Origin of the sequence: Flavobacterium sp. 270, assembly GCF_004368785.1 — a bacterium.
Classification (GTDB): domain Bacteria; phylum Bacteroidota; class Bacteroidia; order Flavobacteriales; family Flavobacteriaceae; genus Flavobacterium.
Genome location: NZ_SODM01000004.1, coordinates 112,624 through 136,270, shown reverse-complemented (window position 1 = coordinate 136,270; position 23,647 = coordinate 112,624). Strand labels below are relative to the sequence as shown.

Annotated in this window: 21 protein-coding genes; 9 read left to right on the top strand and 12 right to left on the bottom strand. The window is 35.7% G+C overall.

Translation table 11 applies throughout. From position 1 onward, the window contains the following. Positions 1-4: 4 nt before the first annotated feature. The 8 genes from EV144_RS15465 to EV144_RS15430 form a co-directional block, all read right to left on the bottom strand. The gene (locus EV144_RS15465; RefSeq protein WP_134150073.1) at positions 5-1,189 is read right to left on the bottom strand and encodes a DUF3570 domain-containing protein; all 1,185 of its coding nucleotides are present in this window, start codon (positions 1,187-1,189) and stop codon (positions 5-7) included. A gap of 18 nt (positions 1,190-1,207) precedes the next feature. Beyond that, positions 1,208-1,381 (bottom strand): DUF4266 domain-containing protein, encoded by a 174-nt coding sequence (locus EV144_RS15460; protein WP_243854699.1) that lies wholly within the window; start codon positions 1,379-1,381, stop codon positions 1,208-1,210. 56 nt (positions 1,382-1,437) lie between these two features. Further along, positions 1,438-2,331, bottom strand: coding sequence for an FAD:protein FMN transferase (locus EV144_RS15455; protein WP_134150071.1), 894 nt, complete (start codon positions 2,329-2,331; stop codon positions 1,438-1,440). Positions 2,332-2,368: 37 nt separating this feature from the next. Continuing rightward, positions 2,369-2,803 (bottom strand): thioredoxin family protein, encoded by a 435-nt coding sequence (locus tag EV144_RS15450; protein WP_134150070.1) that lies wholly within the window; start codon positions 2,801-2,803, stop codon positions 2,369-2,371. 678 nt (positions 2,804-3,481) lie between these two features. Continuing rightward, positions 3,482-4,312: an STAS domain-containing protein gene (locus tag EV144_RS15445; protein ID WP_134150069.1), complete on the bottom strand. Its 831-nt coding sequence runs from the start codon at positions 4,310-4,312 to the stop codon at positions 3,482-3,484. A gap of 630 nt (positions 4,313-4,942) precedes the next feature. Continuing rightward, the gene (locus EV144_RS15440; RefSeq protein ID WP_134150068.1) at positions 4,943-5,362 is read right to left on the bottom strand and encodes an arsenate reductase ArsC; all 420 of its coding nucleotides are present in this window, start codon (positions 5,360-5,362) and stop codon (positions 4,943-4,945) included. 131 nt (positions 5,363-5,493) lie between these two features. Continuing rightward, a complete protein-coding gene (locus tag EV144_RS15435; protein WP_134150067.1) occupies positions 5,494-5,967 on the bottom strand; it encodes a DUF6428 family protein in 474 nt (157 codons plus the stop codon). A gap of 59 nt (positions 5,968-6,026) precedes the next feature. Beyond that, positions 6,027-6,353 carry an ArsR/SmtB family transcription factor gene (locus EV144_RS15430; RefSeq protein ID WP_134150066.1) on the bottom strand — a complete coding sequence of 109 codons (327 nt, stop codon included), beginning with the start codon at positions 6,351-6,353 and terminating at the stop codon, positions 6,027-6,029. Between the two features lie 304 nt (positions 6,354-6,657). On the opposite strand from EV144_RS15430, the gene EV144_RS15425 reads away from it, so the two are divergent. From EV144_RS15425 to EV144_RS15410, 4 genes are all read left to right on the top strand, one after another. Then, positions 6,658-7,293 (top strand): MEDS domain-containing protein, encoded by a 636-nt coding sequence (locus tag EV144_RS15425; protein WP_134150065.1) that lies wholly within the window; start codon positions 6,658-6,660, stop codon positions 7,291-7,293. Positions 7,294-7,324: 31 nt separating this feature from the next. Then, positions 7,325-7,777 carry a response regulator gene (locus EV144_RS15420; RefSeq protein WP_134150064.1) on the top strand — a complete coding sequence of 151 codons (453 nt, stop codon included), beginning with the start codon at positions 7,325-7,327 and terminating at the stop codon, positions 7,775-7,777. A gap of 287 nt (positions 7,778-8,064) precedes the next feature. Then, positions 8,065-8,859, top strand: coding sequence for an alpha/beta fold hydrolase (locus tag EV144_RS15415; RefSeq protein WP_134150063.1), 795 nt, complete (start codon positions 8,065-8,067; stop codon positions 8,857-8,859). Positions 8,860-8,867: 8 nt separating this feature from the next. Further along, positions 8,868-10,079: a sensor histidine kinase gene (locus EV144_RS15410; RefSeq protein WP_134150062.1), complete on the top strand. Its 1,212-nt coding sequence runs from the start codon at positions 8,868-8,870 to the stop codon at positions 10,077-10,079. 439 nt (positions 10,080-10,518) lie between these two features. Here EV144_RS15410 and EV144_RS24195 read toward each other — a convergent pair whose 3' ends face one another. Further along, positions 10,519-10,680, bottom strand: a complete 162-nt coding sequence (locus EV144_RS24195; protein ID WP_166670587.1) for a hypothetical protein — start codon at positions 10,678-10,680, stop codon at positions 10,519-10,521. A 479-nt stretch (positions 10,681-11,159) separates the two neighbouring features. Between EV144_RS24195 and EV144_RS15405 the strand changes: the two genes are divergently transcribed. The 5 genes from EV144_RS15405 to EV144_RS15385 all read left to right on the top strand — a co-directional run bounded on the left by EV144_RS15405 (position 11,160) and on the right by EV144_RS15385 (position 20,985). Continuing rightward, entirely contained in the window at positions 11,160-15,755 is a 4,596-nt protein-coding gene (locus EV144_RS15405) for a molybdopterin cofactor-binding domain-containing protein (RefSeq protein WP_134150061.1), read from the top strand. 27 nt (positions 15,756-15,782) lie between these two features. Continuing rightward, positions 15,783-17,213 carry a hypothetical protein gene (locus EV144_RS15400; RefSeq protein ID WP_134150060.1) on the top strand — a complete coding sequence of 477 codons (1,431 nt, stop codon included), beginning with the start codon at positions 15,783-15,785 and terminating at the stop codon, positions 17,211-17,213. Between the two features lie 104 nt (positions 17,214-17,317). Then, the gene (locus tag EV144_RS15395; protein WP_134150059.1) at positions 17,318-18,379 is read left to right on the top strand and encodes a deoxyribonuclease II family protein; all 1,062 of its coding nucleotides are present in this window, start codon (positions 17,318-17,320) and stop codon (positions 18,377-18,379) included. 38 nt (positions 18,380-18,417) lie between these two features. Continuing rightward, positions 18,418-19,944, top strand: a complete 1,527-nt coding sequence (locus EV144_RS15390) for an alkaline phosphatase family protein (RefSeq protein WP_134150058.1) — start codon at positions 18,418-18,420, stop codon at positions 19,942-19,944. 30 nt (positions 19,945-19,974) lie between these two features. Then, positions 19,975-20,985 (top strand): XdhC family protein, encoded by a 1,011-nt coding sequence (locus EV144_RS15385; RefSeq protein WP_134150057.1) that lies wholly within the window; start codon positions 19,975-19,977, stop codon positions 20,983-20,985. Between the two features lie 132 nt (positions 20,986-21,117). On the opposite strand, the gene EV144_RS15380 is transcribed toward EV144_RS15385, so the two are convergent. The 3 genes from EV144_RS15380 to EV144_RS15370 form a co-directional block, all read right to left on the bottom strand. Then, positions 21,118-21,363 carry a hypothetical protein gene (locus EV144_RS15380; RefSeq protein ID WP_134150056.1) on the bottom strand — a complete coding sequence of 82 codons (246 nt, stop codon included), beginning with the start codon at positions 21,361-21,363 and terminating at the stop codon, positions 21,118-21,120. Between the two features lie 611 nt (positions 21,364-21,974). Next, positions 21,975-22,502 carry a RidA family protein gene (locus EV144_RS15375; RefSeq protein WP_134150055.1) on the bottom strand — a complete coding sequence of 176 codons (528 nt, stop codon included), beginning with the start codon at positions 22,500-22,502 and terminating at the stop codon, positions 21,975-21,977. A 66-nt stretch (positions 22,503-22,568) separates the two neighbouring features. Next, entirely contained in the window at positions 22,569-23,351 is a 783-nt protein-coding gene (locus tag EV144_RS15370) for an alpha/beta hydrolase (protein ID WP_134150054.1), read from the bottom strand. Positions 23,352-23,647: the final 296 nt, after the last annotated feature.

Here is a 23,647-nt window from a genome sequence, read left to right as displayed (position 1 = left end):
TCCTTTATTTGTATTTAATGTTTATACTGATAATATCAGAAGTCATATTGGTAGTTCTGGTATAATGGCCGTAACGGATCTCAAGGGTACTCCAGTGTTTAAGTCCAAAGATTCCGTTGGGAGGTGTGAATTTCATCCCCATTCCAAAGAAACTGCTGTCAAATTTAGATAAATCATAATTACTGGTGTAAAACTCATCAGCCTGAGTATGTTCACCATATGGTTTGAAATATTTGGTTCCAGTCTGTATGTAATATCTGTAAAATGGACTTAAGGAGAACGCTTGTGTTAATTTTACGGGGATTTCAAGATCAGCTGTATGCGCTTTCAGGCTCCAGTCATCGCTGTAATATCTGTAATATGCACGAATAATTATATTGTCACCAAAAAAATAGCTGGCTCTGATTCCCAATGGAATTTTTAATCTGCTGTCGGGCATTTTCTCCTGATGCACAGAACCGTCCGCAAAATATACCCTGTGAAACGGAAGACTCAGATATCCATTTTGACTGATCACATCACCAACAATCATTAGCTGCAGGTTTTTATTTACAACCTGAGTAAAACTGAGGGTTCCCGCAAAAGTATTACGGTTGGCACTTCCATAACCTTCACTGCCGGGATTGCGAAGATCAACAGGTTCAATCAACTTCAGCTGATCTATAAATGTTTGAAATTTGGCTGTAAACTCGCCATTTTTGTCTTTCGTTTTTTGCGAAAACATGATGTTGCCTCCAAAAGACTGATAATCAAATTCAGTTGATGAAGAAACGCCGATTCCCAATGTTCTGCCATTTTCTTCATTTTCTCTTAAATAAGTCAACGAGGGATAAAAACGATTATCCGAAGAAGAAGCAGATGAATTGGCACTTAAATCAATCATATCAGAAGATGCTGATGTGTAATGATCAATTCCAGCTTCAATATCAAAAGTATGTTTGATTCCGGTTTGGCCGTATTTTATCAGCTTTACATCTATTGTGTTGGCGATGTCGGTTAAATGTTCCGAACCAATACCACCGGTGACAGCTGAATTATTTCCGTCCTGTTTATAATAGCTGGATACCAGATTTACCTCTTCTAATTTTAATTTTGTGCTTTTATAACTGCTGGAATCAGCAGGTATGTTTTGCGCTCTTGCCTGCAATAGTGCCAGTAGAGCAAATCCTGAGATGAATATTCTTTTCATTTTTTGGTCGTATGAAAATTAGTTACAGCCGCAGCCACCGCCGCTTTTTCCTGAATTTGCTCCGGAAGCTCCTTCACGGTAGGACTGAAAACTGAGTTCTGTCTTTTCAATTTTTCTGTTAGATAGCACCATTTCAGAATCATCGATTTTTCCTTTCTGGTATTCCTTTACCGAAGTGCACGATGTAAGCATAAGACCTGTAAAAGTCAGGCAGCAGAACAATAAGATCGATTTTTGTTTTGGATTTTTCATCTCAGGTTAATGTTTTTTGAAGTGTAAATTTTATTGTTATCATCGATTATAATACAATATAGATCCGGAATCTGATCTATTAAAAACAAGCCTGCTTTAATTCCCATAACTGCAATCGGTGTAGCCATCGCATCTGCGAATTCTGCGTTTGAGGCAATTACGGTAACGCTTTTAATTCCCGTTATGGGAAGTCCTGTTTTTGGGTCTATGGTGTGCGAATATTTTTTTCCGCCAATCATTACGAATTTTTCATAATTTCCAGAAGTCGCAACTGCTTTATCTGATATTTCCATATAGGAAAATGCTGTACTGGGAGAATCAGGCGATGCAACACCGATCGTCCATTTACTGCCATTTGGCTGAACACCCCACGCAGAAAGATCACCGCTGGCATTAATGATACCGCTCCGGACATTGTTTTTGATCAGTATTTGTTTGGCCATTTCTGCGGCGTATCCTTTTCCGATTCCTCCAAAACCAATGCGCATCCCTTTTTCCTTTAGAAATACGGTAGTTTTTTCCCTGTCAAGAATAATATTTTGGTAATTGATAAGATGCACCATCTTAAGCGCTGTCTGGGAATCAGGAAGACTGGTCATGGATTTGTCAAAATTCCATAGACTTTTATCGATACTTCCGTATGAGATGTCAAAAGCACCTTGCGTAATTCTTGAAATTCCAACAGACCTTTCGATGAGATTAAAAACTTCAGCGTCTACTTGAATCGGTATAATTCCTGCATTTTCATTGATCAGGCTGGTCTGACTGTCCGCTTTATAAGTTGTCAGCAATTTTTCAATCCTCCTTATTTCTTCAACAGCAAGTTTGATATACTCATTTCCTGCTTTCTCATTAGCTGCCACAACTGTAATGGTAAAGTTGTTTCCCATGAGTTTCAAGGATTGTGAATATTTTTGGGATATTATGTTATTTTTTGCTGTCACAAATTGCTTTTATTTCGGCTGTCCATTGTTCAGGGCTGGTTTCAGGTTTTCCGTGCCACGTTTTAAGAACTTTTCCGTCAGCATCTAACAAAAGGGTTAAGGGAAAACTTCCCTCTTTATTATAAATTTCGGCAAGTTCCTCATTTCGTTTGACTTGCTCGGGTGTGCCGATGTTTTTCTTTTTTCTCGGAAAGTCAGCATTCACCAATACTAGATTTTCATTTGCAATGTCTGTGAAAACCTGACTTTCAAGATACTCCCGGCGCAATACAATACAGGGCCCGCACCAGTCAGATCCCGAGAAGTTCAGAAGTATTAATTCATGCTTTTCCTTTGCCTTTTTTTTGGCGTTATTAAAATTAGTTTCCCAGTTTATAGGAAGCACCGTCAATAACAGAAATAATGTAATCAGCTTCATTTTGCGGCTTATTTTTAGGTATATACGAAATAACGAATTACCTCGGATGTTATTTTTTAAAACTGCTTAAGATTTGATTAATTCTTTAGTAAATGAAATGTGTTTTGTCAATGAAATTAAAGACAAAAAAGAGATTATATTTTACACTTAATTAATATTTACGATCATAAAATTTATCATGAAGGTTTTCGAGTATAAAAGAAATTATAAGACAAATATGTATAAGTAAATTATAATAGTATAAGATTATATTGATGATCAGGAAGCCATTTTAGTAATTTTCGAAAGGCTTAAAGTTCCGAACAAAGTAGTTTTTTTAGATAATTTACAAAGACAATCCTGTATCTGATAGTATTATATATTATTATTAACTTCGCTGAGCGATGGTGCGGTTAAAATCAATTCTGCTGTGGGAACTGCAGTCCCTAATGTTCTTTCAAAATGATCTTAATATATTCGAACCCAAGTTCAATTGTGTTTGATTTTGCTGGTTTTTATATTTTCGAAATGCAATGCGCCACGATACTATCATGAAACTTAAATTGAAGAAAAATTGGTAAAAATCGCATAAGTTTTTGTGTCTGACAGAGTATCAAGTCCACAAATACAAATTATTTCCAGTCCTTTAAACAAAAAATATTCAAAATAAAATTTCAGGAAATCAAATTCTGATTAGCATTATTTTTTCATAACAACAATTTGCATCATGCCGAATGCTGTCTGTAATGCATTTTCAAGTGTTGCTTTTGTAATAATATTTGTGAGCTCAATTCCCAAATGAATAACAGTTTGTGCAATTTCGGGGCGGACACCACTAATTATGCATTCGCCGCCCATTAAACGTGTTGCACTAACAGTTTTTATTAGATGCTGCGCTACTAGTGAATCTACAGCAGGAACTCCTGAAATATCCAATATAGCAATGGAACTGCCGGTTTCAGTAATCTGCTGTAGTAAGCTTTCTGTCACAGACTGCGCTCGTGAGCTGTCTAAAGTTCCAATTATAGGTAATACAACAACGCCTTCCCAGACCTGGATTACTGGTGTGGAAATCTGACTTATTTCGTTATTCTGCCTTACAATTATTTCTTCCCGACCTTGCATGAAAGATTCAAAAGTCATTATAATTAAATGGTCTATAATGTTGTTTAACTCCAGATTTGCAGTGTAAAGATGTACTGTATCATTCGTTATATCTGATAATATTTTTGAAGCAGCTTCTTTAAAAGAAATTATATAAAACGCTGTTTCACGGGGAGAGAAGCCGCGTTTTGCCCGAGATATAGTTATTCCAGATAATAACTCGTAGATTTTATCAAATACATGTGAATTTAAATCTTTACTTGTGGCGCCATGGTTCAGCGTCTCTATAAACAGTCTAATAAATTCTTTTGATTCGTCTTCTTCTGTTGCACCGTCACTCAATCCTTTCTCCAAAAGAAACTGTAACCAAAGAGTGTTCAATTTACTTTCATGCTGTGTCAGGGCTCCTAAGATATTTTTACTCATTTTTGTAATATTAAATACACATACAAATATAAGAATTATACTCAATTCTTAAAATATCCGAAATACTTAGTGGAAAAAAATAGCATCGTTAGTGATTATTGATAAGTGCTCCATATCATATTGCCGCAAAATTTTACTTTCTTGGATCAATTGCTAAACGACTGAAAAAAAATATGAAATTTTAAAAAATATTGATGAAGAAAACCCTGTAGAACAACAATGATATTAACTTGCACAGATTATTCCGGCTTTTTAAAATTATCATTGCTTACTATTTACTTACAGGTATGCGAGCGTGAATTAATATTGATCTAACAGTGGAAGTTTCAGTATTTTTAAGTCAGTACAAAGTTGGTCAAATAATTATTGATAGAGGTAGAAGAGCACTACATGATTGGTTCGAATGAAAATTTACCGTGTTTTTCAGATTAGTTTTGATCGTTTGTCATTCTAATTTTGATTCAGCAGCTATACAAATGCTAAATTGTTACTTTGATAAGGAGTTTTTGCCACGATTCTGCCACAAAACATTTTCAAATGAAATATTGCTGAATTCACTTAATTCTTGCAACAGAAATAGTACCAAGTATAGTTTACTAAAGTGTTATAGATTAGTTTTTAATTGTTGTTTTATGATAGATTTGTATTTACAAAATCTTCGCAATAATTCTTTATCAACTGCCCTACACTTTTAAATTGTGTAGTTATCTCAGAATCTGTACCTGTCGCCTTAGCAGGGTCAGGAAAATTGTAATGAAATTTTAGTGCCTTTGTTGGAAAAAATGGACATCTTTCTCTAGCATTGTCACAGACCGTTATTACGTAATCAAAATCAATGTCTCTATACTCATCAATATTATTAGATGTGTGATTTGAAATGTCGATGCCATCTTCTGCCATAATTGAAATTGCTTTTGGATTGACTCCATGAGCTTCAACACCCGCACTATAAACATCAGCTTTGTTACCTGTGAAATATCTCATGTAACCTTCAGCAATTTGACTCCTGCAGCTATTTCCTGTGCAGAGTATTAGTATTTTCTTTTTCATGTTTTTAAACGAATAACCAAATAATATTTATAATACAGAATTTTGGCTCAAAGCCAAAAATTAGCTGTAGCAAAATAACAAAGGTTGTTATGATAATAGGCTTTTTGTATCTTACGATTTTTTCTTTCATTTTAACAGCATCCAGAATTTGGCGTACAACAGGAAGATGCATCATTACTTAATTCAACTAAATTAATCTTTTGTTTTTCTGATGGAATTCTGCAAGAGTCTTGAGCTAAGCATGCAGTAGTTTTATTTTGAAGAACAAAAGTTTTTCCGTTAAACGCTAAATCATATTTTCCTATTGTCTCGCTTTGATATTCTACCTCAATCTCAAAATCTTCAATTTTTAATTTATCCTCAGAGAGTTGAATGATATGTAATAGTTTAGCAGGTTTTAGTCGATGTTCAAAATCGTTGGCATTCCAAAGTTGAAAGTTTACAACTTTCTCATTTCTAACTACACCCCCGCAATCAATAAAATGTTTTGTAATTATTCCAACTTCGGTAACATGAAAATGTTCAGGAACAAAAGTTCCATTTTCAAGTTGAAACTCAACATTTTCCAATGTTGATGAAATTTGTTTTACTTCTGATAATTTCATAATGTTTTTGTTTATTGTTTTAATGCAATATTGCGATATATCTTATCAAAAAAAATGTCTTAACAACATTTTGATTTTGAAATTGTCTGAGTGATATTCAAGAAATAGGAATTTAAAATATCAATTGTTTTTTCATCGATACAATAACAGATTGCGTTTCCTGAGATATTTCCTTTTATGATACCTGCATTTTTAAGTTCTTTTAAATGTTGTGACACTGTCGGCTGAGCTAGAGGAAGTTCGTTAACGATATCACCGCAAATACATTCATTAATTTTCAGTAAGTACTCAATAATTGCTATTCTTGCTGGATGACCTAATGCTTTAGCAATTATGGCTATTTGATTTTGCGCATCTGAAAAGTGTTCTGTTTTAGTTGCTCCCATTTTGTTTATTTTAATATTGCAATATTACGATATAAATTTTGAATATTAAAACTTTATTTAAAATTAATATTGTCCTGCATCCCGATTCGAACCTAAACTCAAAAGAACTTAATATTGCTGAGGTTTAATTTTCTAAAATCTTGCGTGGCATGAGTCTGCGACAAAATGTAAACTAGGAAAAAGTAGGTAAAATTTTTATTCTTTTTTAAAAGTGTCAAGTCAAATGCATTTGTTACGAATTTGCCACAAGTATAAAAGTTCAGTAGTCCTAAATTTTTTTGTAGTAATTTTGTATATTTGATATATGAAACAAACTTCTTTTTCAGTATGTGGAGAGTCCTTGTCAGCTCCAATGCACATCTGTGGATTTTTCGATTCCAGAGAACAGCAATATGAGGTAATCATTCCATATATTATGGAAGGTTTAGAATCAAATGATAAAGTCATTAACATACTTGAAGCAAACCGTCACGGTGAGCATTGTCGCTGTCTCACAGATAGTGGAATATCAATCACTGATAAACTTGTGAGCGGTCAACTGGAAGTATTGGCTTCGGAAAACACTTATATTAAAGATGGGATGTTTGGTGCAGAAAGAATGTATGCTATGTTGGAAAAAACTTTATTATCTGCTTCAAGGGCAGGTTATGATAGTGTAAGAGCTTGCGGAGATATGGTATGGGCTCTTAAGAATCTTCCCGGAACAGAGGAACTTCTACAGTATGAGTCAAACCTGAATCTGTTGACTCCAAAACATTCGTGTTCATTGATCTGTATGTATGATGTTAGTAGTTTCAGTGAGAGTACAATTAAAGATGTTTTGCTTACCCATCCGTACGTAATCAAAGATGGAAAGATCATTAAAAATCCACAATATCTTGATCCTTTGGAATTAATTTCGAACCATTCGGATTTTATCTCGAGTTTACTTAAATCATAAATTTAAGGCGAACTAGATAAGCTGGTCTTCAATGTTCAATGTAAAAGATTTTCCTATTATGAATGTAAATGGTGAAATTATTGTTGTAGAAGATGATCTTGATGATCAGGACTTTCTTGCCGATATTTTTGAAAGTCTGAATATATCCAATAAGATTGTTTTTTTTGATGATCCTACCATGGTTGTTCCTTACCTTTTAGAAAATAAAGCATACCCATTTTTGGTGTTGTCAGACATTAATATGCCAAAACTAGATGGATTTGGACTCCGACAACTTATTATGTCTGAAAAACGTCTTGAAATCAGATTCATTCCATATATATATCTTTCTACTTCGAGTGATCCGAGCTATGTTGATAAGGCATTTAGGCTTTCTGCGCAAGGTTATTTTAAGAAAGAGAGTAATTTTTCGGATTTCCAGACCGTAATTGAGAATATTATTGCATACTGGAAGAAATGCCACGAACCACAAGCGATACTTTAAAAATCTTATTTCTCGATCTGTATCTTTATGCAGATATTTTTCATAAGTTATTCCAAAGATAACAGTGATATGATTCAATGAGAAACTTACATTATGATCAATACAGGTACATCCCGATTGAAACCTGATTCCGAGAATGTCTATGATTGCTTGGATTTTGTAATTCAGAAAATTGATTTGCCACGATTCTGCCACAAAACGTAAAAGACCCAGATTAGCGCAGTAAACTAATTAAAATTTTAGGATGAAGCGATTCCTTTATCAAATATAGATGTATATTTGTAATAATGGAAGTTATACAGCGTAATAATGTAAGGTGTTTCGGTAAAGGTTCCGAAGTGGTAATGTTTGCACATGGTTTTGGATGTGACCAGAATATGTGGCGTTTTATAACTCCAGCCTTTGAAGAAAACTATAAAATTATAGTCTTTGATTACGTTGGATGTGGGAAATCTGATAAGGATTCATATAATCCAGACCGTTACAGCAGTCTTAATGGCTATGCACAGGATATTCTCGATATTTGTGATTTTCTCAACCTTACAGACATTATCTTTATTGGTCATTCGGTGAGTGCTATGATAGGGCTTTTATCATCAATTCAACGACCTGAAGTATTTAAATCGTTAATAATGATTGGTCCATCTGCAAGATATGTTAATGATATAGACTATGATGGAGGTTTTACGCAGCAAGATTTAGAGGGACTATTCGATGTTATGGATAATAATTATATCGGATGGGCTAACTTTCTTGCACCTAATGTTATGAAAAATCAAAACCGCCCTGAATTGTCAATTGAGCTCGAAGAAAGTTTTTGCGCCGCAGATCCGGATATTACACGAAAATTTGCAAGGGTTACATTTTTCTCCGACAACAGAAAGGATCTTACTAAACTAAGAGTTCCTTCGTTAATACTACAGTGTTCGGATGATATTATCGCTCCTGATGCTGTGGGGAATTATATTGCAAAAAAAATTGAGGGAAGTAAGTTTATAAAGATGCAGGCAACAGGTCACTGTCCTCATTTAAGCCACCCGCAAGAAACTATCGAACATATTAAAAACTACTTAAAAGTATAGATATCAGCGTGCCAGACATCAATAGTGAACATTCGGATTCTGAATATCATTCAGCTCCTTGTTACCTTTTTACTTTCCAAAGCGATGGCTTAATTACAAAAATAAATGATGCTTTACTGCATGACTTAAAATACAGCCGTGAAGAGCTAATCCGTAGAATAAAGTTTGCGGACATAGTTACCGCTGGGAGTCGAATTTTTTTTCAGACCCAATTTTTTCCTATCGTTAAAATGAAAGGATATGCCGATGAAGTTTTTCTTTCATTTATTGCAAAAGACGGTACTGATTTCCCAGTGCTTTTAAATGCAGCTTATATTGAAAAGGAAAATTCATTTGCTGTTCATTTTGGAGGGATGAGAATCTCTAACCGAAATAAATTCGAAAAGGAAATATTAGCTGCTAAAAATGCTGCTGAAAAAGCATTGCTCCAAAATGCTGAGCTTATATCCATGCGTAATGTACTTTTAGAAAATGAAAAATTGTTATCTCGGCAGCTACAGGAACTTGCTGATAAAAACAGCCAGATGACAGAAATCAATAAAATTTTGTCTCATGATCTGCAGGAACCTCTCAGAAAAATCAGCTTTTTTAGTAATAAGGTTAAAGACGATGCTGGAAAAGAAACTAAAATAAATACGCTGTACCTGACTAAAATTACTGACTTAGTTGAAAACACTCGTGATTTGCTTGAAGGTCTTGAACGTTATAATGCAATTGATTCAAAAAAACTTACTTATACGGAAGTAAATCTAGCGGAAATAATCGAATATGTAGTTAAAAATCTACCAGATTCGCTTCGCGATTTAAATTATGAAATACTTGAAAACAGCTATCCTTTTTTCTATGCTGATTTCAATATGATAACAAATCTTTTTAAAGAGCTTATTGATAATTCCTTTAAATTTAAAAAGCGAGAGAGCAAAGTTTCCATAAATATAAAAGCAGAAATAATCACGCAAAATATACTGGAAAACAGTAATAAATATCATTATCAGAACTTTATAAGGATTTCATATGAGGATAATGGAGAAGGTTTTAACGAGCAGGGAATCAAACTGTTTGAAATTTTCAGAAAAGTCGATTCCAAGGAAAAATCTATTGGAATGGGATTAGCACTCTGCAAAAAAATTGTACAGAGGCATAAGGGAAATATTACCGTATCCTCTAGGGAAGGAATCGGAACAAGATTCACAATTCTCTTGCCTGCTGAAAATAATTAGATTCTGATCTTTGACAGTGTTTTATGGAGCACGGACTCAACAAGCTTATTAAGATTCAATTCGTACTGCAAGTTCTTAAGCCTAGAAAAATCCGGTATACTTACATCAGATTTTTATTTGATGATTTATTCTGCTTGTAGTTCCTAATTATACTTTAGATAATTTATATTTCGAATCGGCTATAGTTAAGAACTGCGAAACATCTATAAAACAAGTTGAGAATATTTGTTTATGCTAGGAGTATGTACATCTCCGATTCGAACCTAAACTCGGCAGGTCTTGATTTCATTGAATTTTTATTTTCTCAAAAAGCATGTGCCACGATTCTGCCACGAAAATTAAACTATATGAACATTGCTAATTCGCCTTAACCTTTTTTGTGAAAAAGTATCAAGTCCACTTTAGATTAGAACCTTTAAGGTATAAATTAAATTTTAGTTTAATAGACAGATTTTCCATTTAATGAAACTTCAACCAGATCGTTTTTTTCGGTAAATGTTGTTCTTAAAGCGCTTCCTCTAAAAAGCGAAACATTTCCGTAAACTTTTCCCGTTTCATCGGTAACATATTCGAACAATAATTTTTTGTTGTCCGACTCCATTCCCAGCTCATAGTTGAGAAGTTTATTCCTTTAAATCAAATGACCTCTGGGAATCGATAATTTTATCATCACATAGAAATCTATAATTGTCTTGTTCAGCGTTATGTACGACAAGGCAGTTTTTTTATAGGTTTAATCTTAAAACAGGTATTATTACTTGGTTGTGATTTAAAACACCATATTATATTTGTTATAGTTTTATTAATCAGATTTTTATGACCTGAAGTATCTCTAGCTTTAGACCGTAATACTGCTAAATAAACCTGATGAGTTATCTATTTCTGAACAAACCAGATTTATCAATGTGCTTAAATGTTAAGAAGACTAAATAAGGGTGGAGTATTAGAAAAAATTGAGTGAACATAAACATTTGTTTTTGATATCTACGATTTTCGACTCTGTAATTATCTAATAACGATCTATTTCATTCTCCTAAATTTTCAAAAAAATAAAGACCAAATCAATTATCACTTACTATTATGAAAAATACTGTAAATTTCTTTCTAAATGGAAAACCTACGACCATAGAAAATCCCTCACCAGATTTACTTTTAATTGATTATTTAAGATCGCCAGAAGTGGGGCTTTCCGGACCAAAAAAGCCATGTGGCCAAGGAGGCTGTGGTGGCTGCACTGTTATTTTATCAGAATGGAACAATGAAGAAAATAAAGCCAGCCATGTCGCTATAAACTCCTGTCTTAGACCCGTATGCGCTATAGGCGGACTTTCGGTTACTACGGTTGAAGGAACGGGTGCTGCCCGTAAACCTGATGCTGAATTTCTTTTGCAAAAAACGAGTTCAACCCGTGCCTATGTTCCTATAGAGGATGACAAATCTCCAGTATTGGATATTGCAATGAAAGAAGCTGGAAATAAGCTTGTTGCAGTTCAAAAAGAAATTGCGAAAACCATTCAAAGCGGTAATTCTGACGCAGAAATAAAGATTATAGATGAAATTTCAGAGTTTCCGTCTGAAGAAACACATTTAGGCATGAATCCAGTTGCCTATCAATTGGCACTAAACAACGGAAGCCAATGTGGGTATTGCAGCGTAGGATTTGTAATGAACATGTCTGAATTTATATATAATAAACCAAAAGCAACTAAAAAAGAAATTGAAGAAGCATTTGATGGAAACTTATGCCGATGTACAGGTTATCGGTCTATACTTACCGGAATGAAAACCTTTGCATCTGATTGGAGTGCAGCAGATGAAAAAAATAGAATGCCTTGTAAGCTGGATCCCGTTGGAAAAGCCCAGCTTCCAGCCAATGTTGAAATTCCTTTTCCTAAACAAGCACAACAACCTGCATCCAGAGTTTTTACAGATCGTTGGGTTACTCCAAAAACGCTGACAGAACTAGCCGAAATTTTTAAAAAGAACAAAGATGTTCGGTTTGTACACGGCAATACTTCGTATGGAATTTACAAAGATGAGTTTTTAGATAACACTTTTTATGCTGACATTCGGTTTATACCAGAACTGAATGCTAAAAACATAATTACAAAAGATAGTCTTCAAATAGCTGCCGGCAGTACCTACAGTGAACTACTTGAAACACTTACTGAAGGTTTAGCGCAAGCCAAATTTAATAATAATAAAATATCTCAATCAGATATTACAATTTTAGAGGCATTAGACTATATGGCACGACGAACTGCCGGTCGTATTGTTCGTAATGCTGCAACAATTGGCGGTAATACTATGCTTGTGCTAAAGCATATACCAAAAGGAAAAGGAGAACCTTTTCCATCAGATCTTTTTACGGCTCTATTTGCTGTAGAAGCAAAAATCAATTATTTGCAGCTTGACAAAAACGGCAATTTTAAACAAAATATACAAACAGCTCAAGAACTCGTAAAAGCAATTGTTGTTAATCCCAAACTGGCAGACGAAATTGTACTTGTTTCTTATCAAATTTCATTAAAAGATTCTAATGCTGTGGCATTTGCGCAAAAAGTTGCCTTGCGTGAAGTAAATGCTCATAGTATAGTAAATGCAACGACAAACTTTAATATTAATGATGAATGTATCGTTAAATCGGCAATAATTGCATTTGGTGGTATTGCTCCTTATCCGTGGAGAGCAGTAAAAACTGAAAACGCAATGAAAAAAATTGAAAAACTTACATTAAACGATGTCGGTGATCTTTCTGTAATTTTAGCAAAAGAAGTTTCTAAAGAACTTAAAGCTCAGAAAGAACGTATGAAAGAAGTGCCTAATGAAGGTTTTACTTCAGAATATCGTACGCAATTAGCCGTTGCTTTTTTTTACAAGTCAATTGTAAATGTTTTAACAGCCAAAGGGATTGCTATACCAGCAAACCTGACTTCAATAGCAGAGAACAAATGGGGGAACTGGCCGGTTAGCGAGGGAATACAAACATACAAAACACAAGATTTTAAAGCTCCGGTTTCGCAGCCTTATATCAAGGTGACAGCCATGTATCAAACATCGGGACAAACGCATTACACCCATGAGCTTTCTGTACCGCCGCTTACTTTAAACGGGGCATTCGTACAAAGTGAGCAAGCACTTATGAATTACTCCTTTATTAATCCAGAGAATAAAAAGACGATTTCAATAGGGAAATTAAAAATACTATTGAAGGAGAAATTTCCAGCTTTTGCCGATATCATTACTGCTGAAAACATTAAAAACGGAGGCCGTAATTTTCAGGGAATGGGAAGTGACCAGCCGCTTTTTGCAAAAGAATTGGTGAGTTATGTAGGGCAGTCTATTGCTATGATCCTTGCTTCCAATGAGCAGGATGCAATTAAAATTGCTTCACAAGTTTCCAAAGAATATGTTCAATACACAAAACCAGGAGCGCCATGGACAGGAGAATGGAGTGAACCCATTATTGATTTTCTTGACGCCATTACAAAAGGAAGTATTTTTCCAGATGCACCTGTATCTGCATCTTTTGCTTCTCATATTTGGAAAATAACACGTCCAGGCAGTCAGTTTGAATGGGTAACAAATGATGAAAATAGCGCTCCGAAAGCTCTTTTATGTAAACAAAAAAAAATAGATACCAAAGAAGTTACAGTAGACAGTGTACCATGTACGATGGTTCGTTCCTCACAACTTTGCGGCGGTCAGGCTCATTTTTACATGGAGCCGCAAGCTTGTATTGTAACTCCTGTAGATGAGCACCGTATGAAAGTGCAGCCTTCTGTGCAAAGTCCCGGAGGAATGCATGATACTGTTGCTTCGGCATTGGGTATGTATCATCATCAAATAGAAGTAGAGGTACCGCCTGTAGGCGGAGGATTTGGAGGAAAAACAGAGCAAACCCGTTTTATTGCCGGACCAACTGCGGTTGCGGCAAAAGCAACCAAAAGACCTGTTCGCCTTGTTGTACCTCGTGATGAGGATACCGCAATGATTGGAAAACGTCATGCCTATTATGGTGAATATCAAATTGCCGTTGATGCTGGTCTGCATAACGAAAAGAACAAAGGAATTATTCACGGATTCCAACTAAAAATGTGGGGAGACGGAGGTGCTTTTTATGACTGCTCGTTTATTGTATCCAACTGTATTCAGTTGCGAACTGACAACGCCTATAACATCAAAAATTTTGAAAGCCAGATAGATGTATGCCGCACTAATACAGCTCCAAGCACCGCAATGCGGGCCTTTGGAGACGTGCAAGGTAAAAACATTGTAGAAAATGCCATCGATGATGCTGCTGTTTCATTAGATATGAGACCAGAAGATCTGCGCGAAAAAAACCTCTACGATCGTGGGGATGTTACTCCATTCGGGCAGGCACTTACGTATTGTTATATGAAGCAAGTATGGGATTATGCAAAAAGAGTTTCTAATTTCGAAGCTAAGTATCTGGAAGTAGAGCAATTCAATAAAAAAAACAAATGGCATAAAAGAGGTATTTCTATGATACCTGTAAAATATGGTTCAGGATACAATTTATTGGCATTAGAACAATCAGCTGCTATTGTGGTTATCAATCCAAGTGACGGAACTGTTGTTATCCATCAGGGAGGTGTTGAAATTGGGCAGGGATTAGTTACCCAGGCACAGCAGGTAGCATCTTATGTTTTAGGAATACCAATGGAAATGATATTTATTGACAATGTAAATACAAGTGTCACCCCAAACCCAACAAGTACGGGTGGTTCTACCGGAACTCCTTATTCTTGTGAAGCCGTAAAACAAACCTGTGAAGAAATGCGCGCCAGACTTATGGAATTTGGCTACCAAATGCTCAAAGAATATGGCGAAGACTGGTGCAAAGCCAAGAACATAGACTTTTGGAATTATGGCGCCGGAGAAAATAAAGGCTGGGCAAAAAAAATCAAAATAAGTGAAGGAAATGAATTGATGATCTGGCAGCATTTAATCAGTTTAGCCGCATCACAAAGAGTTAATCTTATTGCTTCTTTTAATTCTAAAATAAAAGGAGGAGAAACTCAAATACCGGCCATGACATTCAAAACCGAAGCAGACCAGCCCAATATTCCAGGTATAGACCGTGTTAAAGATGCAAAACTTGGAGGTGGTGTTGATTCCTTTGTTGGCTTTACCTATTCTGCAGCGTGCTCGGTTACCGAAGTTGATATCCTTACCGGAGAAGTTAAAATTATTAGTTCTGATATTATCTACGACATGGGCTGGAGCATGAATCCAGCTATAGATATAGGACAGATAGAAGGTGCTTTTGTTCAGGGTATTGGTTATCTTTTAACTGAAAAGCTGGTATCAGAAACCGATGGGCCAAATAAAGGAAGATTAAATTCGACTAATACCTGGCGCTATAAGATTCCTGCTGTAACGACTATTCCATTAGAGATGAATACCTTCCTTTTTCCTAGAGACGAGGAATCTGTACAAAGTATCCCAGAAGATTCTAACCAAATATTTTCTGCAAAAGAAGTGGGTGAGCCGCCTTTGGTATTGGCCAATAGTGTCTTCTTTGCTATTAAAGATGCAATACGTGCTTCAAGAAAAGAACGCAAGTTGTCACCTTTGTTCCGATTTGATGCCCCAGCAACAGTTCAGGAAGTGCGCAGAGCCTGTGATGTAACCGAAAATAATCTAGTATAATAATTACCAACAACCAAATCATCTATTATGAAACAATTAAAACCGCTGATTTTAGCAATGTCCATCTTGTTTGTTTCCTGCAGTAAAAAACAGGAAGAACCAGCTCCAGAAAAAAAGAACAAAGCCTTAGCCGCATTAGAAAGACAAAATTATGAGGAAGATGGATTTCCCGATTTTGGCTATATGGTCAGCCCTCAGGAATACAGAGATAAATATCCAGATCAGCCGATCTTTCGTCTAAAAACAGATTTTCCATCTGAAATGCCTAAAGAAATGCCTAAATTTCTTGAAATCGATTTCAAAAAAGAACCTTTAAAATATATAGAAGCTGTTAGGGATTATGGCTTTGAAGGAAACACAGAAGAATGGAATCCGTTTAAAAACAAAGTTCGCAGCTGGTATCATATACCATGGCTTCATCCAAGTGTTGAAGGACCAAACGCCTATCCGCCAAACGGAGGAACGGAAGGTTTTCATGGTCTTATTAAAGAAGCACCTCTTGGACCTCTTCAATTAGGCCCGGGACTAAAAGGAGTTGATGGCGATTATTCGGTTTACGCAATTACTTTAATCAACGACAAAGCAGGTTATGCCATGTACAAAATGTGGAAAGACACACAAAACCCTAATATAAAAGTATTAGATAAACGTTATGATGACGGCGGGTTTCCAACAGGAACTGTTTTTGTAAAATTACTTTTTACCGATGCGCCTAAAGGAACAGACTTCGTAGATTATCTTGTAAATCCATTGACATGGAAAGCTTATATTACCGAAAACTTTTGGAAATCAGATAAAAGAGTGGTTTCTGATGTTCATCTTTTGCAAATGGATATTTCTATTCGTGACCCAAGAGCAGACAGAAGTGCGAGCAATCCTCAAGGAACCGGCTGGGTATTTGGAACTTTCTGTTACAACGGTAAATTAAACAAGAAAAACAAATTAATGAATCTTGTACCTGTTGGTCTAACGTGGGGTAATGATCCAGAAAACAAGATCAACAAAACAGCACCATATCCTCCAATCAAGACTGAAGTAAATAAAGACTTAAAAGAAACAGTAATTTTTGAAAGTCCAAATCTTCCGCCTCAGCACCTTGGATGGAATGGAAGATTAGACGGTCCTGCTGATTTAAATACCGTTTCTTGTATGTCGTGCCATAATGCAGCTCAATATCCAGCAGTAACATCACTTGTTCCGCCAAATGCTGCTCCAGATGGCGGCGCAGCTCCTCCTGTAGGCGGTGGTAATGCCAAATGGATGGAATGGTTTCAAAATATAGACTGCGGTACCTCTATGGATCCTAAGGTATATTCAACCGATTTTTCTTTTCAGGTAGCTATTGCCTTAGAAAATTTCTTTACTGCTAAAGAAGCTTCAGAAAAAGGAAAATTTGCTTCTCAATACAAAGCGGTTCATGTACCTATCCGCCGCGGCGATATTGCACCCAACAAATAATCTTAGAACATACCAAATTTAATAGCATATCGATTCAAGTTTCCAAAATTTGAATCGGTATGATTATCATGCAAAACCTATATTAAAACTTATAAAATAAAAAAATGGCTAATACAATCACAAAGGGAATTTCTGCATTAGATGAAAGCGGACAGCCAGTTGACTGGTGGTTCGCTTATAAAGTTCCAAAACTTGGCAAAACGGCAGATGATCCTACCGCTACAGGCTATGAGTATGTATATTATGATCCTAATATAAAAAAGGTTGTTCAGTCTCCTAATTTACTCACAGATGGAAAAGGAGCACTTGATCTTACATTAAAAGCAATTTTTGATGCACCATCACCGACTACTGGATGGATTCTTTACAATGACGAAATGCCTGCCGATGCCAATAGGACGGACAGCAGTACATATGGGCATACCAAAGGTGTACTTGCTTTTGATACCGATACAAAAACAGCTTTATGGGTACTTCATTCCTGGCCCAAATATGCAGATGCCGGAGCATCAACAATGCCAACCCCAGATTATGGGCAGACTTATCTTTGCATTTCCATAGACATTGAAACTGCTGGTAAAATTGCAGCGCAGATGGCAGACCATCAAGTACCGCAAGTATATGTACCCCGCATCCCTGCATCGTTAGATAAAAATGATCCGCTTTATCTTCTAAGTCAGCCTCTAAATCCAAATCCAGCCGGAGATTCAGACGTATTATCTTATCAATCGCGAGGAGGATTTGACTTTAAAGTCATTGCGAAAAATGAAAAGTGGAACAAGGATTTCTGGAATGATTTAGTTGGCCCCACACTTGGAGCAGACATTAATGTAGAAACCTGGATACGAGGTAAAATTCCGCCGACACTAGACAGTGACGGTATTCATAAAACCTTTGATGTTAAGTATATAGACCTAAGTCCGCTTGGCGTGCCTTGGAATTGGCCGGAAACACACGACCATGCCAAATGGGCGGTTACTGTAGACTCAGACTGGGTTTGCGTAGGCGATATTAATCGTATGATTTCTCAGGAAAAACGAGGAGGCGGCACCATCGCATTTCAAGACAATATACTATGGGCAGCTTTATCAAAAACGGACCTTATTGTTGCACCACCAGGAAACACAAGAGTTGATGCACAGAACTTAATCAAGGCAACGCACTAAATAATACCTGATCCTTTATCAAAAAAAAATTAAGCAAGATGAACCAATATCTCCCTCCTAATAAAGACAAACTGCAAAATACAATTAAGCACATCGTAGTGCTGATGTTAGAAAACAGATCTTTTGATAATTTATTAGGCTGGCTGTACGCCGATGAAGTTCCACCACATAATCAGCAATTTGAAGGACTGACAAAAGACCTGTGGAATCCACTCGACAATATTGATTCAGATGGTATTCCATTCATTGAGAAAGTGATGATAGAAAAAAATGGTCAGGCCAAAAAACGCCGAGACGAATTTATACCAAATCCAGTCGATTTTACACTCCCAAACCCAGATCCGGGCGAAGGATATAAAGATACCAATTATCAATTGTTTCAAAAATATGATATAGCACAGCAATATGCACCGCCAGCAATTAATATGGGATTTGTTCAAAATTATCAAAATGCGATGCTCTATGGAGCCTTTAGCTTTGGAGATAATCCAACAAACCCCCGCGCTATAATGAAATGTTACACTCCCGAACAAACTCCTGTATTAAGCGAATTAGCCAAAAGTTTTGCAGTTTGTGACCATTATCATTGCTCTGTACCCAGCCAGACTATTCCGAATCGGGACTTTGTTCACGCCGCAACTTCTACAGGACACGTCAATAACAATCCAGTTGCACAATGTGATGCAAAAACCATCTTTAACCAGATACAAGATGCTATTGACAGCGGGAGAAATGATCTTAGCTGGGGGATTTTTGGCAACAATGATTTTGCAAGCTCTAAAGATCAGGACGGAGAATTTGGTAATAATCATTTCTCTCTTACCCGTCTTATTATGAGTAAATTGCATGATTCAAAATACAACAATAATTTTGGGACACTAAATGATTTTGAATCAAAATGCACAAGCGGAAATTTGCCAAGCTACTCTTTTTTAGAACCAAATTATGGTGGCGAAGGACAAAACGATCAGCACCCGCCAACCGATATCAGAGCGGGGGAAAAGCTTATTGCAGACATATACAATATGATAAAATCGTCACCAGTATTTGATAAAACGATGTTTATTATTACTTATGATGAACATGGCGGCACCTACGATCATGTTGCTCCTCCCGGCGGTGCAAAAAATCCTTATACAGATGAACGGGCAGGTCAGGACGGATTCCTTTTCAATCGATTTGGTGTTCGCGTTCCCTGTGTTGTAATCAATCCATACATCAAAAAAGGTATTATAGCAAGACCAGATGGTTATATTCCGTTTGATCATTCCTCTATCATTAAAACGGTCCAGAATTGTTTTAATCTTGTAGGCTGTCTCACAGAAAGAGATAAAGCAGCACCCGATTTTTCATGCTTATTAGAATTGGAATATGCTCGTAGAGATGATATTCCTGCAGTAAAACCCTTAGAATGGAATTTGCAGTCAGGTGAATTGCATGTAAATGACTTACATCATTTAATAGCAGATGTTATCGAAGACATGACCGGTAATCCAAAACCTTGCTCTAGTCAAATTTTAGAATACATTCAGATAAACTATAAAAAACTTTTCGGGAATAATTAATTATTCCAAAAAACATAAATCACAGTGTAAATGACCCACGAATTTGTAAAAATAATAGCGTCATACAAAATAGCCGGCAAAAAGAATACACGAACAGTTCTGGCTACCATTGTGCATGTAGAAGGATCTTCTTATCGAAAAGAAGGAACGCAAATGCTTATTGATGAATTTGGAAATATAACAGGAGCATTAAGCGGCGGCTGTGTAGAACAAGAAGTTATAAGACAATCGGCTAGTGTATTTTCATCCACTTGTCCGAAGGTATTCAAATACGACGGACGCTTTAGACTGGGATGCGAAGGGAGTATTTATATTTTAATAGAATTGTTTCATCCAAATAATGAACTTATCCATTTAATTGAGAATACAATTCAGCAAAGGCAGGTTTTTTCTTTATCATGTTCATTCATGACAGAAGAAATAAGCAGACCAGATTTTGGAACTTCTTTTGAATTTAATTCCATTACTATTTATCATTCTAATTATAAAAAAGAGTCAGATAATCTCATTTTTACACAGAAAATAGAATCACTAAACCGATTATGTATCTTCGGAATAGAACATGATGCCGCCAAATTAAGTCAAATGGCATCCTTTTTAGGATGGGAAGTCATTATAATAGGTTCTGAATATAGTACTGTAAATGAGAATGATTTTCCTTTTGCAAAATCGGTTTTAACAATAAAACCGGAGGATTTAGATCAAGACTTATTTTGCAAAAATACCGCCATTGTAGTCATGAGTCATAATTATTCTAAAGATTTACGTTTTTTACTCAACATCATTAATTCAAAAGTGCGGTATATAGGTCTTCTTGGTCCTGTACATCGCAGAGAAAAATTATTAAACGCCGTTCTGGATACAGATCTAATAATTGATGATGAGTTATTTGATAAAATTCACGGTCCTGCGGGTATGTCCATTGGAAGCAAAACTCCAGAAGAAATAGCACTAGCTATAATGGCAGAAATCACCAGCATCTGGCGAATAAAGCCAAATGAATGTATAAACGATCGTATTTCATCTCCGATTCGAACCTAAACTCTGGAGAGATTATAAATGCTGGGTTTACTTTTTCAAAATTCAATGTGCCACGATTCTGCCATAAAATTTTGATACTTTATTTAAGTTATATGATATTTTACTCATTAATGCTGAAAGCAAAATTTTTGCTTAAAAATTATTATTTAAAAAATTACAAGTACTGCAATAAATTTTTCCTTCGGTAGAGACTTTTTGTTTCTGCTTATTTTTATTTGGAGTTTCATATTTTTCTGGCAAAACATCCTCTTCTACAATTTCACCGCTTTCCGAATCTTTTAGAAATTTCTTCACTGTTCTTTCTGCCATAAATCTTAAAAAAGATAGTATTTCCGAAGCCTGATTCAGTGTAACATTCATACCCTCGTCGGCTAACATTTTAAGTGCTATCTCACGAGTAATTTTCCATTTTTCATTTGCTATTCATTTGTTATTCATTTTGTAACTTAAATATAATCAATTGTTTACAAATGTTAAGTATTTATTTAATTGTTTATTTAGAGGGACCCTTACTGAACAATTTACAAACCATTTTATGAATGATTTAAAAAAATTAGCTTACTTCTAACTTTATTTGTGAGATAATTACCCTATATTTTGAAGCAATAATGGTTTGTATGTATCGTAGGGGGTAAATGTGAATATATGATAAAATGTAGTACTCTAGTTATCAATGAGCAAAATTTAAATTAAGCTGTAAACTATAGAAATAGAGTAAGTGAGTTGTTCAAAGTAAACTTAAACATATTACTCATATTGTACGCATCAAAATTTGGCGATGAAATTAGAAATTTTTTTATCCCTTTTTCTATAAAATGAACGATTTGTCATTTCCTTTTATGATGGCATTAGCAGCCAACTTCTTAATCGTTCCTGCATAAAAGCGGGGAATAGGCTAAAAGTTTATTTGCTAGGCTTTCTGCTAGTTAATCTGCTGGTCAAAAGTGGCAACGCGTTTTTAAAAATATATGTAGAATTCAATCCGAAAATCACTCTTCTATTTCTACTATCATATCTACTTCTACAGACCAGTTAAATGGCAGGGAAGCTACACCCACCGCCGTGCGGGAATGCCTGCCATTCTCGCCAAATACTTCGATAAGCAGGTTGGAGAAACTGTCTATTACTTTGGGATGTTCATAAAAGTCAGGACTGCTGTTGACAAAGCCTGTTACCTTAATAATTTTTTTTACTTTAGACAGGCTGCCAAGTTCCTGCTTCAGAACAGCAAGCTGGTGGATAGCGCAAAAACGTGCAGCTTCTTTCGCTTTTTCAATAGTGATATCTTTTCCAACTTTTCCGATAGTGTATTTTCCATCAGGCCCCAAAGGACCTTTACCAGATAAATAGATCAGGTTGCCAATTCTTACAGCATTTGTATAACTATTGTTGTTTTGATTGGATAATTCGGGAAGGTTAATTCCCAACTGCCTTATTCTTTCCTCCGGGGTGTGCTGTGCCAAAGCTGAATTTATCGAAAATGCCATCAATAGGAATAAAAATAGATTATTTTTCATTTTTGCGTGTGGTTTTAAAAAACAAACTCCGGAGTTTATCCGGAGTTTGTTTTACTGTTCATTATATTATTTCTTAACTTCTTGGGAAGCCTTGATAATTATATCAGCAACCTCTTGAGGATGGGAGATAAATACCACGTGGCTGGCTTTAATTTCTGTGATTTTTGTATTAGAGCGTTTATACATATTACGTTCTGTATCCGGTACAATGCTTTTATCTTCAGTTGCCACAATGCCGTATGATGGTTTGGTCTTCCAAGCCGCCTGGGTTATTTTGCCATCAATTGCCTTAATATTGAATGCCCCTTGTGATGCATACATAAAATCTGCCTCTCCTTTGGTAAGGTCAGCACAAAAACCTTTGTGGTATTTGGCTTTATCATAATATATATTGCCTTTTGCATCTGGAGGCAATATACCGTTTTCCGGTGCCGGAGGTAATTTTTTCGCCCAATCTAATGCTGATTCACCTTGGTCTGGTTGAAATGCTGCGATGTAAACGAGTGCCACAACATTTTTATGATTTCCCGCTTCAGTTATAACGGACCCTCCATAAGAATGGCCTGCAAGAATTGTTGGTCCGTCCTGTCTGTCAAGGACATCATTAGTTGCTGCAACGTCTGCTTCGAGTGAGCTGAGAGGGTTTTGAACTACTGTTACATTATAACCTTTTTTCGTAAGGATATCATAAAGCACCTTGAAACCTGAGCCATCAGCAAAGGCTCCGTGTACAAGAACAATATTTTTTACCGCTGGTTTTGCTTGAGCCATAACGCTAACGGATACCAATAAGAGTAATGCTAGTGAAAAAGCATACTTTAAGAACTGTGTAGAAGATTTTGTTTTCATTATTATCGGATAAAATTTATTTAAAATTATTAAGCAAATGTATTCCCAATTCCGAGTATAAATCAAATTAATAATTTTTATATCTTATTAATTAATTTATAACAATAGCAAAGATGTTATCGCAGCTGTCGGTTTTGCTCCGATTTTTCTATAACCTATTATAAAATATAACATCGAGAATTGAGACAGCTTAGAGCGCGCTATACTTTAGATTTAATTTTTTATGGCGGGGTGAATGAATATATAGGGTACTGCGTGATTGCGAAAAGCGTAATTGACGATTTTAATAGTTTTTT

What these genes read in the sequence shown, in the direction of transcription:
- EV144_RS15460 (WP_243854699.1), bottom strand. Translation starts at nt 1,381, where the DNA reads ATGCTTACATCGTGCACTTCGGTAAAGGAATACCAGAAAGGAAAAATC.
- EV144_RS15385 (WP_134150057.1), top strand. Translation starts at nt 19,975, where the DNA reads ATGACCCACGAATTTGTAAAAATAATAGCGTCATACAAAATAGCCGGC.
- EV144_RS15430 (WP_134150066.1), bottom strand. Translation starts at nt 6,353, where the DNA reads ATGGGAGCAACTAAAACAGAACACTTTTCAGATGCGCAAAATCAAATA.
- EV144_RS15375 (WP_134150055.1), bottom strand. Translation starts at nt 22,502, where the DNA reads ATGAAAAATAATCTATTTTTATTCCTATTGATGGCATTTTCGATAAAT.
- EV144_RS15395 (WP_134150059.1), top strand. Translation starts at nt 17,318, where the DNA reads ATGGCTAATACAATCACAAAGGGAATTTCTGCATTAGATGAAAGCGGA.
- EV144_RS15445 (WP_134150069.1), bottom strand. Translation starts at nt 4,312, where the DNA reads ATGAGTAAAAATATCTTAGGAGCCCTGACACAGCATGAAAGTAAATTG.
- EV144_RS15420 (WP_134150064.1), top strand. Translation starts at nt 7,325, where the DNA reads ATGTTCAATGTAAAAGATTTTCCTATTATGAATGTAAATGGTGAAATT.
- EV144_RS15400 (WP_134150060.1), top strand. Translation starts at nt 15,783, where the DNA reads ATGAAACAATTAAAACCGCTGATTTTAGCAATGTCCATCTTGTTTGTT.
- EV144_RS15435 (WP_134150067.1), bottom strand. Translation starts at nt 5,967, where the DNA reads ATGAAATTATCAGAAGTAAAACAAATTTCATCAACATTGGAAAATGTT.
- EV144_RS15465 (WP_134150073.1), bottom strand. Translation starts at nt 1,189, where the DNA reads ATGAAAAGAATATTCATCTCAGGATTTGCTCTACTGGCACTATTGCAG.
- EV144_RS15405 (WP_134150061.1), top strand. Translation starts at nt 11,160, where the DNA reads ATGAAAAATACTGTAAATTTCTTTCTAAATGGAAAACCTACGACCATA.
- EV144_RS24195 (WP_166670587.1), bottom strand. Translation starts at nt 10,680, where the DNA reads ATGGAGTCGGACAACAAAAAATTATTGTTCGAATATGTTACCGATGAA.
- EV144_RS15390 (WP_134150058.1), top strand. Translation starts at nt 18,418, where the DNA reads ATGAACCAATATCTCCCTCCTAATAAAGACAAACTGCAAAATACAATT.
- EV144_RS15380 (WP_134150056.1), bottom strand. Translation starts at nt 21,363, where the DNA reads ATGTTAGCCGACGAGGGTATGAATGTTACACTGAATCAGGCTTCGGAA.
- EV144_RS15455 (WP_134150071.1), bottom strand. Translation starts at nt 2,331, where the DNA reads ATGGGAAACAACTTTACCATTACAGTTGTGGCAGCTAATGAGAAAGCA.
- EV144_RS15440 (WP_134150068.1), bottom strand. Translation starts at nt 5,362, where the DNA reads ATGAAAAAGAAAATACTAATACTCTGCACAGGAAATAGCTGCAGGAGT.
- EV144_RS15425 (WP_134150065.1), top strand. Translation starts at nt 6,658, where the DNA reads ATGAAACAAACTTCTTTTTCAGTATGTGGAGAGTCCTTGTCAGCTCCA.
- EV144_RS15415 (WP_134150063.1), top strand. Translation starts at nt 8,065, where the DNA reads ATGGAAGTTATACAGCGTAATAATGTAAGGTGTTTCGGTAAAGGTTCC.
- EV144_RS15370 (WP_134150054.1), bottom strand. Translation starts at nt 23,351, where the DNA reads ATGAAAACAAAATCTTCTACACAGTTCTTAAAGTATGCTTTTTCACTA.
- EV144_RS15450 (WP_134150070.1), bottom strand. Translation starts at nt 2,803, where the DNA reads ATGAAGCTGATTACATTATTTCTGTTATTGACGGTGCTTCCTATAAAC.